Below are 15,261 nucleotides of genomic sequence, written 5' to 3'. Positions count from 1 at the left end.
AGGGGTTATCGGGTTGCGCGCCCGGCGAAGATGCGACGGTGACCATTGAACGGCAGAACCCGCCCGGCTTGCACACACCACCGGGCTACCACCACGTGGTGTCGGTATCGGCGGGACGCACGGTGTACTTGGCGGGCCAGTGCCCGCTTACGGCCGGGGGATCGGTGCCCGAGGGGGTGTCGGCCCAGGTCGACCAGGTGGTGGCCAACACGGCGGCGGCGTTGAAGTTCGCGGGAGCCTCGCCGAAGGACGTGGTGCGCACGGTGATTTACGTGGTGACGGAGGACCGCGAGGTGTTGTCGGAGGTGTGGGACCGGCTGACGAGTTCGGAGATCGGCGAGGCGTTCACCTCGGCGAGCACGCTGTTGGGGGTGGCCAAGCTGGGGTTCGAGGGCCAGCTGGTGGAGCTGGACGTAACGGCAGCACTGGACTGAGTGGGCGGCGGCCAGGCAGAGCGAAACAGACAGCCGGCCACTCGACAACGCATCCGGCCAGCCATCCTCTCCCCGGCCCCGGCCCCGGCCCCGGCCCCGGCCCCGGCCCCGGCCCCGGCCGCCTACAACCCGGCCATCAAATCCGTCTCCGTGATCCCCGGCCCCTGCCCCACCCGAATGAACCACTCGGTCCCGAAAGCAAAAGCGAAAGCATCATCCGGCATGGCCAGCATGAACATTTCCTCACTGATCTGACTCGGATGAGCCCGCATGGCCGCCCGCTTCACGCCCACGTACTTCGACACGTCCACCGCCGCCGTGATCTCGGCCTCCGGCTTCCCGAACTCCACGTTCTCCGGGGGCTTCGGCGCCGCCTCCTCGGGCATCAGCCCCTGCTCCACCGCCGCCTCGAAGCCGCGCTGCATGAACTCGCGGTTGAACGTCGCCTGGAACACCCTCGGAGTGCCGGCCAGCTCGGCCGCGCGCATGCCGACCCGGTGGACCTGGATGTGGTCCGGGTGGCCGTAGTCGCCGTTGTCGTCGTAGACCGTCAGCACGTCGGCCGACTCCGCGCGCAGGATCTCCGCCAGCTGCTCGGCCGCCTTTTCGACGTCCGCGCGCCAGAAGCACGCCGGGTCGTCGTTCGTCGGCTCGCCCATCATCCCCGAGTCGCGGTAGCCCAGGAACTCGACGCGGGCCACGCCGAGGATCTCCGCGGCCGCGTGCGACTCCCGCACACGCCGCTCCCACAGTTGTTCGCCGTCGGCGAGGAAGCCCTCGGGGACCTCGCCGACCTCGCCCTTCGTGGCGACGACGAGCACGACGCGGTGCCCCTCGGCGACGGCCTTCGCCATCACCCCGGCGGTGCGCAGGCATTCGTCGTCGGGGTGGGCGTGGAAGGTGACCAGTGTTGCCATGTCCGCCAAGCTACCGAACACCACCGACAAAAACCGCCCGCCAAGGTGCGCTCCCGCCGTTGAGGTCCCCGGTCGTGGCCGACGAGAAGAGCACCCTGCTGTCCTTCCTGCACGCCCAGCGCGCCGTGGTCCTGGCGATCCTCGACGGCCTCGGCGAAGACGCGCTGAGCACCGCGTCCTGCCGTCCGGCTGGACCCCGCTGGGCATGGTCGAGCACCTCGGGTACGCCGAGCGGCACTGGTTCCAGGAGGTCGTCACCGGCGCCGCGGACCCGGTGTCCTGGCCGGACGACGACCACGAGCCTTCGCCGCGACGCCGTTGTCCGCGCCGCCGAAGACGCCCACCCCGCTGACCGCCGACCTGCGCGGGGTGGTCCTGCACATGATCGAAGAGACGGCCCGCCACGCCGGGCACCTCGACGTCGTCCGCGAGCTGCTCGACGGGCGCACCGGCCTCGGGCCGCGCTAGGCCTGTTCCTTGGCGCACCACCAGGTCGACCGGCCGCCGACCGTGCCGTGCGCCATCTCGGCGCCGCAGCGCGGGCAGTGGTCGCCGGCCCGGCGGTGCCCGATGATCTCGCCGGTGTGCACGCCGCCGTGCTTGATCGCCGCGCGCAACGACTTCCGCAGCGCCTTGTGCAGCTCGGTCAGCTCGTCGCCGGACAGCTCGTTGACCGGGCGGGCCGGGCTCACCGCCGCCTGCCACAGCGTTTCGTCGGCCAGCAGGTTCCCGATCCCGGCCAGCACGGACTGGTCCAGCAGCCGCGCCTTCACCGGCGCCCGCCCCCGGCCCACGCGTGAGCGGAAGTCCGCACGCGACACCTCGCCGGCGTCCGGGCCCAGCGCGTCGAGATCGGGGTCGAGCCGCACCCGGCTGAGCCGCCGGGTGTCGAAGAGACGCAGCTGTTCGCCGTCGGCGAAGGTGAGCCCGAACCGGAACCACTCCGGCTTCTCGTCGCGGCCGCGAAACCGCCGCGGCCCGGGCGGTCCGCTGCGGCCGGCGAACCGCAGCTGCCCGGCCATGCCCAGGTGCAGGCCGAGGGTCGGGCCGGGCTCGCCGGCGCGGTTTTCGGTTTCGCACCACAGCGTCTTGCCCCGCCGGTGCGCCTCGGTGAGCCGCCCGCCCCGCAACGCGGCGGCGATGTCCCCGCGCGCGTGCGGACGGCAGACCCAGTCGTCGTGGTCGTCGACGTCCCGGATCTCCCGGCCGAGCGCGTCGGCGAGGACCTGGCGGGCGAGCTCCACTTCGGGCAGTTCCGGCACGCCGACCAGTCTGCCGACTCCGGCGCCCGGCCGCAGATCACTCCGGCCGCGTCCATTCGTACAGCCGGTGCTCGGGGTTGGTCAGGTCCGGCGGCGCCACCACCCGGTCGATGACGAACGCCCGCGCGACGAACCCGAAGTGCTGGTTGTCGCCGACCCGGCCGCGGAGGTACGCCTGGTTCGCGGGACCGAGCACCGGATCGGTCAGGCACCGCGCCGCGGCGAGCGTTCCGCGGGCGTACCCGCCCGCGCAGATCGTGATCGTGCGCCGCCGGTCGAGCGGGTTGACCCCGCGGAAGAACAGGATGACGTCTTCGTGGAGAATCTGCTTCCCGGTCCCGTACGCGTCGTCGCGGACGGGGCTGAACCGCCGCGGTTCGTCCCCATCGAGGACCTCCACGCCGAGCCAATCCGTTTCGTCCATGCGGACCGATATTTTCGCGGGCAGGTGCAAGGCGGAAAACATGTCGCGGGTCAGCTCATTGAAGTCCGACCCGCCGACCACCACGAGGTGACTGGTGTAGTCGGCGGTTTGGAGCTCGTCCGTCCGCGCGAACCGCACGTCGTTTTCCGGGTTCAGCGCGCGGATGTGGCCGAAGAGGTGGACCAGGGCGTCCGGATCGGCGTAGGTCAGCAAATCGACGTAGTCGGGATCCCGCGGATCGCTCGGCCCGAAATTGCCGGCCGCCGATTCCGGGATCCGCCCGCAGGTGATCATCACCGGCTCGTCCGGCGGGAACCGCCAGATGTCCGGCGCTTCCTCCGGATCGGCGATGACCTCCGCGGGCTGCCCGGCGACGGCTCTTTCCCACGCGTTCGTCCACGCCGCCCGGTCCCCGTCCGGCACCCCGAACGCGTCCAGCAGCGCCAAAAGCAGGTCTCGCCGCGGCCCGCGCCGGCCGGTCAGGACCCCGTTCACGGTCGAGCGGGGCAGCACGTGTCCCCGTTTCTCGCCGAGCCGCTCGATGTCGCGCAGAGACGGATTCCCGGCGCGCACCCGGCATTGCCGGAGCAGCGCGGCCAGCTGGGTGAGCGTCGTGACCCCGGACGGGTCAAGGTCACCGAATGGTCCGGGTCGGGAAAGCGGCATGGTGACATCGTGTCCCATCGCGGCCGGTTTTGTCCCACATCGTCTCACGCCTTCGCGTTCGTCTTCGTGTGTCCGCGGACGTGGTGCGGAAACCGCGCGCGACTGTTCAATCGTCTCAGGGACATCGGCTCTGCCGAGGGGACGGACAATGCTTCACGAAGGTCAGCTCGTTTACGGACTCATCGTCGCGGTCGACGTCGAAGGGTTCTCGCGCATGGGGATCCTCGACCAGACCGCGGTGCTTTTCCGGCTCGAGGAAGTGCTCGACCGCGCCGCCGGACGGGCCGGGCTCGCCCGCGCCGAATGGATCAGGCAACCGCGGGGCGACGGGGAACTGGCGGTGCTGCCCGCCGATTCCGACCTTTCCCGCGTGCTCGCGGATTTCGTCCACGAGGTCGTGGAAGAACTGCGGCGGGGGAGCCGGCCCCGGCTGCGCTTGCGGATTTCGATGCACCACGGCGCCTTGACCGCGGGCGTGTTCGGCCCGATCGGGGACGCCCTGATCGTCGCCTGCCGGTTGCTCGACGCGGAGTCCGCGCGCGAAACGCTGGCCCGGCACGCCGGCGAAGACGTCGTGGTCGTCGTTTCGGACCGGTTGTACGAAGACGTCGTCGCCACGCGGTTCCGCGGCCTGCGTCCCGACCGGTTCCGGCTGGTGACCGAACACGTGAAGGGCCGGACGTACTGCGGGTACCTCTGCGTGGGCAGCCCGAAAGCCGGGCCCGGACCGGGGGACGCGGTCCCGGTCGGGCACGGCACGGTGATCGAGCTGCCGGGCGGGTGACCCGGCTGGAGGACGGCCGCCGCGTCGTGACGAGACCACCGCGGCGGCCGCCGGTCAGGGGCGGCGGTCCCGGCGGACCAGGGCCAGCGCCGGGACGACGACCACGGCGGCGAGGACGAACGTCACCGGGTAGCCCACCGAGCCGATGACCAGCCCCGCGCCCAGCGCGCCGGCGGCCATGCCCAGGTCGTAGGCCGCGTTCCAGATCGCGCTCACCGCGCTCTCGCCGCCCGCCGGAACGCGGGCGTACATCAGCGTCAGCGTCGCGTTCTGCAGCGCGCCGAACCCCGCGCCCAGCACGACCGCCCCGCCGATCACCAGCGACGGCGTACCGGTGGCCGCGATGGCCGCCATGCCCACGGCGGACAGCACCACGCCGGGCACCAGCAGGACGGCCGGGCCGTGGCGGTCGCCGAGCCGGCCGGCGACCCAGCGGGCGGCGGTGGCCGCCGCGGGCTGGGCGAGCAACGCGCTCGCGGCGACCCACGCGGGCTGGTCGGCGGCGGCGAGCGGGAGGAACGTGACCAGGACGCCCACCGCGGCGGCGGCCACGGCGAAGACTGTCGCGGGGCGGGTCAGCACCGGGTTGCGCAGGCCGGCGAGGACGCCGTGGCCGCCGTCTTCCTTGGGCGTCGCGGCGTAGCGCGGCAGGCCGGGCACCGACACCAGGGCGAGCAGGGTGGCCACGGTCGTCGCCACGAACACCGGCGTGAAGCCCCAGTGCGCCGCCGCCCAGACACCGGCGGGCAGCGCCAGCAGACCGGGGATCCCGCCGACGATCCCGACCAGCGCCAGGCCCTCGCCGCGCCGGTCCGCCGGGATCAGCAGGGCGGTGACGGCGCCACCGGCCACGACGGCGATGGCGAACCCGATCCCGCGCACCACGCTGACCCCGACGATCACCCAGACGTCCGAACTGACCGTGAGCAGCAGCGTCGGCGCGCCGAGCAGGACCAGCCCGACGGCCAGCGCCCACCGGTACCCGACCCGGGCGACCAGCCGCGGCGTCACCAGCTCGGCGGCGACGGTGGCCAGCAGCAGCGCGACCGTCGCCAGCCCGGCGCCGCTGTCCGAGCCCGCCTGCTTCGCGAACAGCGGCACCACCGAAAGCGGCAGGTAGAAGCCGATCGACGACCCGAAGATCGAGACGAAGCGGATGAGCAGGGCGCGGGATACCAGCCTCGGCCGGATTTGCAGGTCAGCGGTCATGACTGAAACGGTAGAAGCGAACTGGGTCACCGGTAAGGTCCAGTTCCATGGCTGTGGAGTGGGCCGGTTTGAGTCCGGAGCTGCTGTTCACGATCGACCGCGAGAGCGGCGCGGGCCTGCGCACGCAGCTGGAGGACCAGCTGCGCGACGCGATCCGCGGCGGCCGCCTGGCGGGCGGGGAGAAGCTGCCGTCGTCACGCGAGCTCGCCCGCGGGCTCGGCTTGTCGCGGGGGCTGGTGCAGGACTGCTACGCCCAGCTGCAGGCCGAGGGCTACCTGACCAGCCGCGCGGGCTCGGCGACGCGGGTGGCGTCGGTCGTCCGGCCCGCGGAGCCGCCGCGGGTGAGCGCGCCGGAGCGGCCGCGGCACGAGGTCGCCGACTTCCGCCACGGCGTCCCCGACCTGCGCCTCGCGCCGCGCGAAGACTGGGCGTGGGCGGTGCGCGAGGTCTGCCGCACCGCGCCCAACAGCGCGTTCGACTACGGCGACCCGGCCGGCGCCCGGCCGCTGCGGGAGGTGCTCGCGGCGTACCTGCGGCGGGTGCGGGCGGTCGTGGCCACGGCCGACCAGCTCGTCGTGTGCACCGGCATGGCCCAGGCTCTCGGGCTGGTGCTGCGCGCGCTGGCCGCCGACGGCATCGGCACGATCGCCGTCGAGGACCCCGGCGTCGTCCGGACGACGACCGAGCAGGCGAACGCCGCCGGGCTGACCGCCGTGCCCGTCCCGGTCGACGAGGACGGCGTCGACGTCGGCGCCCTGGAACGCAGTGGCGCGCGGGCCGTGCTGGTGACCCCGGCCCACCAGTGGCCCACCGGCGTGGTGCTCGCCGGGCACCGCCGCCAGGAGCTGCTCGCGTGGGCGCGGCGGCACGACGGCGTCGTCATCGAGGACGACTACGACGCGGAATTCCGCTACGACCGCGACCCGGTCGGCTCGCTGCAGGGTCTCGACCCCGACCGCGTCGTCTCACTGGGGACGGTCAGCAAGTCGCTGGCGCCGGCGTTGCGGCTGGGCTGGCTGGTCGCGCCCGCCCGGCTGCTCGACGCCTTGGCGCGCGGCAAGCACGTCACCGACCGCGGGAGCCCCGGCCTCGACCAGCTGGCGCTGGCGCTGCTCATCGAATCCGGGCGCTACGACCGGCACCTGCGCCGCGCCCGCGCCGAGTACGCGGCCCGGCGCGAAACCCTGCTCGCCGCGCTGGCCGCCCACGCGCCGGGCATCCGCGTCACCGGGCTCGCGGCGGGGTTCCACGCGATCCTGCACCTGCCCCCGGGCGCCGACGAGGAGCGGGTGATCGCCCGCGCGGCCGAGCGCGGCGTCGGGCTGCACGGCCTGGCCCGGATGCACGCGACGCCGTCGGCGACGCCACCGCGGCTCGTCCTGGGCTTCGGCGACACGCCGCAGCGCTCGATCGAAGCGGGGATCGCCGCCATCGCGGACCTGCTGTCAGGCGTCGAGTGACTGGGACGTGGTGACTTCCCAGGCGAACCCGTCCGGGTCCGTGAACGCCCCGGCGGGGTGATTGACGGCGATCCGGTGCGAGCCACTGCCCTCGGGGGCGACCCCGGCCTGCTTGGCGAGCGCCTTGCGCCGGTAGAGCGCCAGCTTGATGGCGCTCTCGCCGCCCTCGAACTCGACGTACATCCGGCCGAAGCTCTTCGCGACGGCGAGCCCGTGGCCGACGTAGAACTTCTTGCTGGCGGCGACGTCGGCGACGCCGAGCAGCAGCACGAGGGCGTCGAACGCCCGCGTGACGGGGCCGGTGTCCTTCTTGTTCGAGGTGGCGACGGTCCAGATCGCGCCGTCGGGAGCCTGGACGCCGCCACCGTAGCCCCACATGTTCTTCGCGGCGGGCTTGAGCACGGTGGCCCCGGCTTCGACGGCGCTGGCCATGAGCGAGTCGACGTCACCCGGCTGGGCGACGGTGAGGGAGAGGGTGAAGCCGCGGAACCCGCTGGAGGGCTGCTGAGCGGTCCGGAAGCGGAGCTGGCTGGTGAGGCCGAAGGCGTCGGAGTAGAAGCGCTCGGCGGCGGCGGTGTCGGTTACTTCGAGGGTGATGGCGTCGATGTTGGTCATGCCGGTAACGCTAGGTCCGGCGCCGTGACCAGCGCTTCTCGATTCCTGATCGGTTGCCGCGGGCGCTAGCCGGCGGCCCGCGCGGCCCGCCGTTTGGCCAGCGCCATGCGGACCAGGTACTTCGGCGTGGGCGGGATCCAGCCCAGCTGCTCGGCCAGGCCCAGGTCGTCGCGGTTCGCCCAGTGCTCGACGACCTGGCCGTCCGCCACCCGGAACCAGTGGGACTGCGTCACGCTGAAGGCGTTTCCCTTGGGCGGCATGGCTTGCTTGACCGCGGCGCGCTCGTCGTAGGTGACGAACGGCCCGGACTGCCGGCCGGCCATGGTGGTGTGGAGCACCACCAGGTCGCCGTCGTGGACGGCGTCGTGGATTTCCCAGTGCAGGTCGGAATAGGCGGCGCGCAGCCACAAAGCCGTCGCGTAGAACGCTTCGGCACCGCGCCCGCGGCAAGCCGCGGGTTCGTCCTTGCCTTCCCGGTTGGTGGCGTCGGGGTGGATGACGGTGCGGAGGTCGGCGAGGCTGCCGGTGCCCATGAGGTGCATCGCGCGCACGCAGAGCGCGATGGCTTCGTCGTTCGCTGTGCCGGGTCTTTCGGCGGAACCTCGGGTCGTGGTGTCCATGACACCTCTCCTTGGTTATAGTAGAGATAGATTGAATCTAGGGAGACTATAAGCAATGCCACGAGAGGGCGTCAAGAAGCCGGCGGAGCCTCGCCGCTACGACAACTCGACGCGGGCCGAGCAGGCGAGAGCCACCCGGCGGCGGATCCTCGACGCGACCTACCGCCTGCTGCTCGAGAACGGCTACGCGGCGACCACGATCAAAGCCGTCGCGGGGGAAGCCGGGGTGTCGATCGACACCGTGTACAAGGCCTTCGGCACCAAGGGAAACCTGATCAAGGGCGTCTACGACGTGGTGCTCGCGGGCGACGACGAGCCGACGCCGCTCATGGAGCGTCCGGTCTGGCGCGAGTTCGCCGCCGAGACGTCGGCCGTCGAAAAGCTGCACAGGTACGCGGCGGTGTGCCGGATGCTGTCGGGCCGGCTCAGCCCGCTGCTGGCGCTGCTGCTGTCGGCAGCACGCTCGGGAAACCCCGAGCTGGCCGCGTTCGCCGACACGATCGAGGGAGAACGGCTCGTGGGCGCCGGCGCGGTGGTCCGGGCGCTCGCCGAAATCGGCGGGCTGCGGGCCGGGCTCGGCGTCGACCAGGCCCGGGACATCGTGTGGATGCTCAACTCACCGCAGGTCTACCAACTGCTGGTCGGCGGGCGCGGGTGGACCGACGACGAGTACGAGTCGTGGCTCGCGCGCACCCTGACCACGCAGCTGATCGGCTAGTACTCGCCCTTGATGACGAAGTAGGAGCCGCGGATGGTGCCGGCCAGCTTGGACTTCTGGCGGGCGAACTTGAACGACCCCAGTTCGGCCGGCACCTCCATCCCGTCGGAGAGCTTGAAGCCGACCGCGCGCTTGCCGCCGTCGTCCACTGTGTACATCACGTTGATCGACAGGCCGCTTTCGTAGAACACGTATGCCATCCGGATGTTCTCGACCTGGAACGCCGTCGCCTCGAGCGGGCGGGACGCGATGACGATCCCGCGTTCCTCTTCGAGGATCCGGTGCACCCAGTCGATCGTCGGCTGCGCGTCGGCCGCGGGCTCGACCGTGAAGACGTGGTCGTACTTGTTCTTGAAGTACCGGGCCTCGTTCGCCCGCAGGCCGGCGAGCGCGGCCGCGACCGGCGAGGACTCGAGGCCTTCGGTGGACACGGTGGTGAAGTCCACGGTGTGGGGCATGGTGCATTCCTCCCGGAGGACGAACTCGGCGGGTGCGCTGGTGGTGACTATAGTCAGGCGGACCCGGCTTCGCGGATGATCGCGACCGCGGCGCGCGGGTCCGGCACGGTGATCGTCACGCTCCGGCCGGTGCGCAGGGTGAGCCGCAGGGCGGTGCCGGTGCGGACCGTGAAGTAGGTGTGGCGCGGGGTCCACCAGTAGCCGAGGGAGACGCGCCACAGCGACGGCGCCAGGTCGGTCACCTCGGCGCGTTCGATGTCTTCCAGGCGGTAGGTGCGGTGCGGCCACCCGAACATTCCACAGTGGACGGAGATGCCGTTGGGTCCGGCCGCCGTCCGGACGCTGAGTCCGGTGAGGACGGCGACGAGCACCACGGCCGCGGCCACCAGCAGCGGGATCGCGGGACCGGCGGGGTCGAGCCAGCTGCCGGGCGACAGCGAGCCGAGCAGCACGAGCGGCAGGACCAGGGCGACGGCGAGGGTCACCACCAGCGGCCAGTTGGTCGAGCGTCCGGTGTAGATCGAGTACCGCGCGGATGCCGTCATCGGGCACCGTCCTCTCGAGGGGTCAGCTTCTCGATGAGCCGAAGGAGGTCATGGCGCCCGACGCCGTGCCGGCGGGCGAGGGTCACGAGGGCTTGCGCCGCCTCGGTGACGGGGGCGGGTTCGGTGACGGCGGACGCGACCCGGGCACCGCGGCCGCGCCGGAACTCCAGGACGCCTTCTTCGCGCAGTTGCCGGTAGGCGGCCAGAACGGTGTTGCGGTCGACCGAGAGCGCGCCGGCGAGTTCGGCCGCGGGAGGGAGTTGCTCCCCGACGGCGAGCTCGCCTGAAGCGACGCCGCGGCGTACGCAGGCGACGATCTGGAGAGGCAATGCCTCCCGCGACGAATGATCCACTGTCCATCTCATGGTGCTAGTATTATTAGCACCATATTGGGGTGATGGTCAACCAAGTACCTGGCTGACGAAGCGTCGTCAAACGCGCAACTGTCCCCAGGTGACGACGGCGTCTCCGCGGGTCCAGAAGTTCTTCGCTTCGCCTCTGGCGACCAGTTCGACACACGCTGCGTGCGCGCACTGGCTGACGCCCGGGCGCGCCGGGTGGAACTCGTAGTAATCGAGCATCTTGACTTCGACGCGGGTTCTGGCGTCGGACCGCCAGTGCCTCCCGGCGGGCGGTTGCGCGATCCATTGCACGCAGTCGATGGCGCCATAGGCGAACTGGAGGTCGGAGTCGCCGTAGTCGCTCTGCTCGAGCCTGGTCGTGCCGGCCAGGCCGCCGTGAGCGATCGAACGGCGGATCTTTTCGCGGACCCCGGCGGACCGGCTGATCATGTCCGCGACGTCGATGGCGACGTCGGTTCCGCTCCCGTCCAGGAAGTGCCAGAACAGCCGGGCGGCCAGCGGACCCGCGGCGAGGACTCTCGCCATGGCGGCGATCGCGACGGCCCGAGGCGGTCCTGCCGCGCACGCGCAGTCCACCGTGGACCGCGCGTCAGGGTGCGGGACGCGGCCGTGCAGGACGTCGTTCACCGCGCTGCCGACCGTTGATTCGCAACGTGACCGATACCCCCGTTGCAGGTCGTTCCACGGTGCCGTGGGTCGTAAGTCGTCCTGCACCGGATGACACGCGCCGAGGGCGGGTCGCGGCGGACCTGGATGCCTGCCTGCCGGTGCACCGTGTCCGTGTTGTTTGCGCTGGAGCATTGCCGGATCTTCCGGCTTGTCCTGCTTCTCGTCGGCGCAGGAGCAACCAGGGTGGACTTCGCCGCCGCAACGCTGTACCGCCGGCATCAGGCTCGACACCGCCTGATTTCCGGCGGCCTGCTGCAGTGCGATCAGGGCTGGTGTGTGCGCGTTGCCGGCGCTTCGAACAGGGGGAGAACCCGCGCGGACCACCGAGGTACGCACTTGGTCGTCCTCGCGGTGCATCACCGGGTCCTGAGCCGAAGGGCGCGTCGCATCAAAACAGTATGCGCGCGGAGCCGACATCTGCGTTTGCCCTTCGAGGCAGTCATACGGGCAACGTCGGGGCCGGTAGCCGGGGCGCGACTACCCGGCCCCACGCCCATGCCGCGGCGATCGCCGCGGCCAGCAATGCCACGCTCCCCACGACGTCCAACACGTAGTGGTTCGCCGTCGTGATCACGACCGCCACCATGAGCAGCGGGAACACCCACGGCGCCAGCGCCCAGCGCGTGCCCCGGAGCGCCGACCACGCCGCATACGCGCACCACAGTGCCCAGCCCACGTGCATGCTCGGCATCGCCGTGAAATGGCTGGGGTTCGACCAGCTCTCCTGACGGAAAATGTCATACCGGGCAACGATGTCCACGGCACCGGCCAACGCCAGCCGCGGCGGTGACAGCGGCACCGCCCAGTACACCGGCAGCACGAGGACCATCATCGCGACCATCGTCCGGCGGACCTTGCGGTACACCTCCGCGTGCCGGAAGAACACCCACACCAGCACGCCCGCGACCGCCACGTAGTACAACCGGTACACGTACACCGCCAGCCGGGCGATGACCGGATTCCCGGCCAGCCAACGGTTCGCGCTCAGCTCGATGTCGATGTGCACCGCGTGTTCCGCGGACTGAACGGCCGACGCAGCGGCGTTGGCGGCCACGACGTCCGTTCCCAGCAGAGCGGTGAGCCGCGCGAACACCACGAACCACAGCACCAGGAAAACCAGCTCGACGACCATCGCACGTCGCCCGCCGGAGGTCACGCCGGCAGGGTGCGCCGCAGGAACTCCATTGTCAGGTCCCACGCGCGGGCTGCCGCTTGCGGGTGGTGGAACATCGGGGCCACGTTGTTGTGGAACGCGTGCCCCGCCTCCTCCTGCACGTGGATCTCCGCGCCCTCGTGCCCGGCCACCGCCGCCTCGACGATCGCCACGTCCGTGCGCGGGATGTACGGGTCCTTGCCGCCGAAGTGGAACTGGATCGGGCACGTCACGCCGCTCAAGTCCGCGATCTGCTGCGCCACCGTCGATCCGTAGAACGACACGGCCACGTCGGGGTCGCCCGCGGCCGCCGCCGCGAACGCCAGTGAGCCGCCCAGGCAGAAGCCCAGTACGCCCACTCCGCCCGTCACCGACGGCGAAGAACGCAGGTGGGCCACCGTTTCCAGCACGTCCGACAGTCCCAGAGCCGGGTCGAACGCCGATGCCACCTCCATCGACGCCGCCACTCCGGCCTCGTCGTGCGTCGACGACCAGCCGGGCGCCGTCCTCCAGAACAGCTCCGGGATCGCCACCACGTACCCCGCCGCCGCGAGGTCCGCCGCCACCGAACGGAGGTAGTCGTCCAAGCCGAAGATCTCCTGGACCAGCACCAGACCCGGACCCCGACCGGACGGCGGGAGCCCCACCGGGAGGTCCGTCAGCACGCTCTTCATCGGAAGGTCCTTTCCAGGATGCCGGCGACCAGCTCGGCCTGGCGGCCGTCCGGGTCGAGGTCCGGGTCGAACACTGTCAGCTCGAACCCCGCCGCGCCCGGCATCGCCAACAGCCCGCGCAGCAACGAAACCAGCGTGTCCGGGTCGAGGCCGCCCGGGTCGGGACTGTCCACTGCGGACACGTACGCCGGGTCGAGGACGTCGATGTCCACGTGGACCCAGAACCCGTCCACGTCCGCGAACGACGGCAGGGAAACGCCGGAGGTCATCAGCTCTTCCGAAGTCACGTGGGAAATTCCCGCCGCGCGCAGCTGGGACGACTCCGCCTCGCGCACCCCGAGCACCCGCACGTCGTCGTCGCGGACGTACGGGCGCAGCCCGTCGATGTCGGCCAGGTCGTCGGCGCCTCGCCCGGTCATGATCGCCAGGTCCTCGCCCGCCGCCGCGCCCACGTGGGGAGCGATGCCCAGGTGGCGGAAGTCGTCGTGGCCGTCCAGGTACGCGATCCCGTAACGGCCGGTGCGGCGCAACGCCAGCATCGCGCCCAGCGAAATCGAACAGTCGCCGCCCAGCACCACCGGGAACCCGCCCGAAGCGCGGACCGAAGCCACTCGCGCGGCCAGGGCAGGCGTGTAGGAAGCGATGGCCGCGGAGTTGCGCACGCCGTCGCCCGGGGACCACGTCCCGACGTACCGCCCCGGCGTCACGACGCCGCCGTCGGACGCCCCCAGGCGGTCGAGGATCCCGAGGTCGCGCAGCACGCCGGGCGTCTTGTAGCACCCGGGCACGGCGCCCTCGGCCGGCGGCCGGAGGCCCAAGTTGGACGGTGCGTCGATCACGACGTAGTTCCCCACCCGGTCACCGTACTGGCTCCGCGGCCGGAGGCGTCCTAAGTTGAGGTGCCGACCAAGGAGGCTCGATGGCTGAGAAGACCAAGTACGTCCTCGACGAAGACGAGCTGCCGACCCAGTGGTACAACGTCATCCCCGACCTGCCGGAGCCGCCTCCGCCCCCGCTGCACCCGGGCACCCGGGAGCCCGTCGGGCCGGACGACCTCGCCCCGCTCTTCCCGCAGGCGCTCATCGCCCAGGAAGTGACGACTGATCGCTATGTCGACATCCCGGAGGAGGTCCGGGAGGTCTACCGGCTCTGGCGGCCGTCGCCGCTGTACCGGGCGCGGCGGCTGGAGAAGGCGCTCGGCACGCCGGCGCGGATCTACTACAAGTACGAAGGCGTCAGCCCGGTCGGCTCGCACAAGCCGAACACCGCCGTGCCGCAGGCGTTCTACAACGCGCAGGAGGGCGTCAGCCGGCTGACCACCGAGACCGGCGCCGGCCAGTGGGGCAGCGCGCTCGCGTTCGCCTGCGCCCAGTACGGCCTGGAGTGCGAAGTCTGGCAGGTCCGCGCGTCGTACGACCAGAAGCCCTACCGCAAGCTGATGATGGAGACGTTCGGCGCGACGGTCCACCCGAGCCCGTCCGAGCTGACCGAGTCCGGCCGGGCGATCCTGAAGGACCACCCGGATTCGACGGGCAGCCTCGGCATCGCGATCAGCGAGGCGGTCGAGCAGGCCGCGCAGGACCCGGACGCGCGGTACGCGCTGGGCAGCGTGCTCAACCACGTGCTGCTGCACCAGACGATCATCGGCGAGGAAGCGCTCAAGCAGTTCGAACTGGCCGGCGACACCCCGGACGTGCTGGTCGGCTGCACCGGCGGCGGCTCGAACTTCGGCGGGCTGGCGTTCCCGTTCCTGCGGGAGAAGCTGGCCGGCCGGATGGACCCGGTGATCCGCGCGGTCGAGCCGGCCGCGTGCCCGTCGCTGACGCGCGGGAAGTACGCCTACGACTTCGGCGACACGGCCGGGCTCACGCCGCTGCTCAAGATGCACACGCTCGGCCACGAGTTCATCCCGGACCCGATCCACGCGGGCGGCCTGCGCTACCACGGGATGTCGCCGCTGATCTCGCACATCTACGAGCTCGGCCTGATCGAGGCGATCGCGATCGGGCAGCAGGAGTGCTTCGCCGCGGGCGTCCGGTTCGCGCGGTCCGAGGGCATCATCCCGGCCCCCGAGCCGACGCACGCGCTGGCGGCGTGCATCCAGGAAGCGTTGCGGTGCAAGGAAACCGGTGAGGAGAAGGTGATCCTCACGGCGCTCTGCGGCCATGCGCACCTGGACCTGCCCGCGTACGGCGCTTATCTCGCGGGCGACATGGTGGACAACGAGCTGTCCGCGGCGACGCTCGAGCATTCGCTGGCGACGCTGCCGTGAAGCCCGGCTCGCCCGGAGA

The 15,261-nt window shown here is 71.5% G+C and carries 20 protein-coding genes; 7 read left to right on the top strand and 13 right to left on the bottom strand.

Going from position 1 to position 15,261, the window contains the following annotated elements; translation table 11 throughout:
• Window positions 1-38: 38 nt before the first annotated feature.
• The gene (locus tag ACIRSS_RS47140) at window positions 39-434 is read left to right on the top strand and encodes a RidA family protein (protein WP_400908121.1); all 396 of its coding nucleotides are present in this window, start codon (window positions 39-41) and stop codon (window positions 432-434) included.
• Between the two features lie 122 nt (window positions 435-556).
• Here the strand turns inward: ACIRSS_RS47140 and ACIRSS_RS47135 are convergent, their stop codons facing one another.
• The gene (locus tag ACIRSS_RS47135; RefSeq protein ID WP_400908119.1) at window positions 557-1,351 is read right to left on the bottom strand and encodes a PIG-L family deacetylase; all 795 of its coding nucleotides are present in this window, start codon (window positions 1,349-1,351) and stop codon (window positions 557-559) included.
• Between ACIRSS_RS47135 and ACIRSS_RS47130 the strand changes: the two genes are divergently transcribed.
• Together ACIRSS_RS47130 and ACIRSS_RS47125 are read left to right on the top strand one after the other, a co-directional pair.
• Entirely contained in the window at window positions 1,350-1,703 is a 354-nt protein-coding gene (locus ACIRSS_RS47130; RefSeq protein ID WP_400908118.1) for a DUF664 domain-containing protein, read from the top strand. The two genes, ACIRSS_RS47135 and ACIRSS_RS47130, sit on opposite strands and share 2 nt — an antisense overlap.
• The gene (locus ACIRSS_RS47125) at window positions 1,670-1,819 is read left to right on the top strand and encodes a DUF664 domain-containing protein (protein ID WP_400908115.1); all 150 of its coding nucleotides are present in this window, start codon (window positions 1,670-1,672) and stop codon (window positions 1,817-1,819) included. Before ACIRSS_RS47130 ends, ACIRSS_RS47125 begins: the two co-directional genes overlap by 34 nt.
• On the opposite strand, the gene ACIRSS_RS47120 is transcribed toward ACIRSS_RS47125, so the two are convergent.
• Together ACIRSS_RS47120 and ACIRSS_RS47115 are read right to left on the bottom strand one after the other, a co-directional pair.
• Window positions 1,816-2,613, bottom strand: a complete 798-nt coding sequence (locus tag ACIRSS_RS47120; RefSeq protein WP_400908113.1) for an Fpg/Nei family DNA glycosylase — start codon at window positions 2,611-2,613, stop codon at window positions 1,816-1,818. The genes ACIRSS_RS47125 and ACIRSS_RS47120 overlap by 4 nt on opposite strands.
• Before the next feature lie 37 nt (window positions 2,614-2,650).
• A complete protein-coding gene (locus ACIRSS_RS47115) occupies window positions 2,651-3,703 on the bottom strand; it encodes a helix-turn-helix domain-containing protein (RefSeq protein WP_400908111.1) in 1,053 nt (350 codons plus the stop codon).
• A 148-nt stretch (window positions 3,704-3,851) separates the two neighbouring features.
• Between ACIRSS_RS47115 and ACIRSS_RS47110 the strand changes: the two genes are divergently transcribed.
• Complete coding sequence (locus tag ACIRSS_RS47110) at window positions 3,852-4,487, top strand: hypothetical protein (protein ID WP_400908109.1); 636 nt, start codon at window positions 3,852-3,854, stop codon at window positions 4,485-4,487.
• Window positions 4,488-4,541: 54 nt separating this feature from the next.
• On the opposite strand, the gene ACIRSS_RS47105 is transcribed toward ACIRSS_RS47110, so the two are convergent.
• Window positions 4,542-5,696 (bottom strand): MFS transporter, encoded by a 1,155-nt coding sequence (locus tag ACIRSS_RS47105; protein ID WP_400908107.1) that lies wholly within the window; start codon window positions 5,694-5,696, stop codon window positions 4,542-4,544.
• 47 nt (window positions 5,697-5,743) lie between these two features.
• Between ACIRSS_RS47105 and ACIRSS_RS47100 the strand changes: the two genes are divergently transcribed.
• On the top strand, window positions 5,744-7,156 hold the full coding sequence (locus tag ACIRSS_RS47100) for a PLP-dependent aminotransferase family protein (protein ID WP_400908104.1): 1,413 nt from the start codon (window positions 5,744-5,746) through the stop codon (window positions 7,154-7,156).
• Here ACIRSS_RS47100 and ACIRSS_RS47095 read toward each other — a convergent pair.
• Complete coding sequence (locus tag ACIRSS_RS47095; protein ID WP_400908101.1) at window positions 7,142-7,771, bottom strand: glyoxalase; 630 nt, start codon at window positions 7,769-7,771, stop codon at window positions 7,142-7,144. The genes ACIRSS_RS47100 and ACIRSS_RS47095 overlap by 15 nt on opposite strands.
• A 65-nt stretch (window positions 7,772-7,836) precedes the next feature.
• Complete coding sequence (locus tag ACIRSS_RS47090; protein ID WP_400908099.1) at window positions 7,837-8,391, bottom strand: ester cyclase; 555 nt, start codon at window positions 8,389-8,391, stop codon at window positions 7,837-7,839.
• A gap of 55 nt (window positions 8,392-8,446) precedes the next feature.
• Here ACIRSS_RS47090 and ACIRSS_RS47085 point away from each other — a divergent pair, with 55 nt between their 5' ends.
• Window positions 8,447-9,109 carry a TetR/AcrR family transcriptional regulator gene (locus ACIRSS_RS47085; RefSeq protein WP_400908096.1) on the top strand — a complete coding sequence of 221 codons (663 nt, stop codon included), beginning with the start codon at window positions 8,447-8,449 and terminating at the stop codon, window positions 9,107-9,109.
• Here ACIRSS_RS47085 and ACIRSS_RS47080 read toward each other — a convergent pair.
• The 7 genes from ACIRSS_RS47080 to ACIRSS_RS47050 all read right to left on the bottom strand — a co-directional run bounded on the left by ACIRSS_RS47080 (window position 9,106) and on the right by ACIRSS_RS47050 (window position 13,824).
• Window positions 9,106-9,567, bottom strand: coding sequence for a phage tail protein (locus ACIRSS_RS47080; RefSeq protein ID WP_400908094.1), 462 nt, complete (start codon window positions 9,565-9,567; stop codon window positions 9,106-9,108). The two genes, ACIRSS_RS47085 and ACIRSS_RS47080, sit on opposite strands and share 4 nt — an antisense overlap.
• A gap of 53 nt (window positions 9,568-9,620) precedes the next feature.
• Window positions 9,621-10,112, bottom strand: coding sequence for a hypothetical protein (locus ACIRSS_RS47075; protein ID WP_400908091.1), 492 nt, complete (start codon window positions 10,110-10,112; stop codon window positions 9,621-9,623).
• Window positions 10,109-10,477, bottom strand: coding sequence for a GntR family transcriptional regulator (locus ACIRSS_RS47070; RefSeq protein WP_400908089.1), 369 nt, complete (start codon window positions 10,475-10,477; stop codon window positions 10,109-10,111). The genes ACIRSS_RS47075 and ACIRSS_RS47070 overlap by 4 nt, the downstream gene beginning before the upstream one ends.
• 66 nt (window positions 10,478-10,543) lie before the next feature.
• On the bottom strand, window positions 10,544-11,500 hold the full coding sequence (locus tag ACIRSS_RS47065) for a hypothetical protein (RefSeq protein ID WP_400908087.1): 957 nt from the start codon (window positions 11,498-11,500) through the stop codon (window positions 10,544-10,546).
• Between the two features lie 82 nt (window positions 11,501-11,582).
• A complete protein-coding gene (locus ACIRSS_RS47060) occupies window positions 11,583-12,299 on the bottom strand; it encodes a phosphatase PAP2 family protein (protein WP_400908084.1) in 717 nt (238 codons plus the stop codon).
• Window positions 12,296-12,970, bottom strand: a complete 675-nt coding sequence (locus ACIRSS_RS47055; RefSeq protein WP_400908081.1) for a dienelactone hydrolase family protein — start codon at window positions 12,968-12,970, stop codon at window positions 12,296-12,298. Before ACIRSS_RS47055 ends, ACIRSS_RS47060 begins: the two co-directional genes overlap by 4 nt.
• Window positions 12,967-13,824 carry an arginase family protein gene (locus ACIRSS_RS47050; RefSeq protein WP_400908078.1) on the bottom strand — a complete coding sequence of 286 codons (858 nt, stop codon included), beginning with the start codon at window positions 13,822-13,824 and terminating at the stop codon, window positions 12,967-12,969. Before ACIRSS_RS47050 ends, ACIRSS_RS47055 begins: the two co-directional genes overlap by 4 nt.
• A 65-nt stretch (window positions 13,825-13,889) precedes the next feature.
• Here ACIRSS_RS47050 and ACIRSS_RS47045 point away from each other — a divergent pair, with 65 nt between their 5' ends.
• Window positions 13,890-15,242 (top strand): TrpB-like pyridoxal phosphate-dependent enzyme, encoded by a 1,353-nt coding sequence (locus ACIRSS_RS47045; protein ID WP_400908076.1) that lies wholly within the window; start codon window positions 13,890-13,892, stop codon window positions 15,240-15,242.
• Window positions 15,243-15,261 lie beyond the last annotated feature (19 nt).

Origin of the sequence: Amycolatopsis sp. NPDC101161 (assembly GCF_044768185.1) — a bacterium.
In the GTDB taxonomy this organism is placed as follows: Bacteria; Actinomycetota; Actinomycetes; order Mycobacteriales; family Pseudonocardiaceae; genus Amycolatopsis.
The sequence above is the reverse complement of the archived record's forward strand: the minus strand, read 5'-3'. Positions and strand labels throughout refer to the sequence as shown.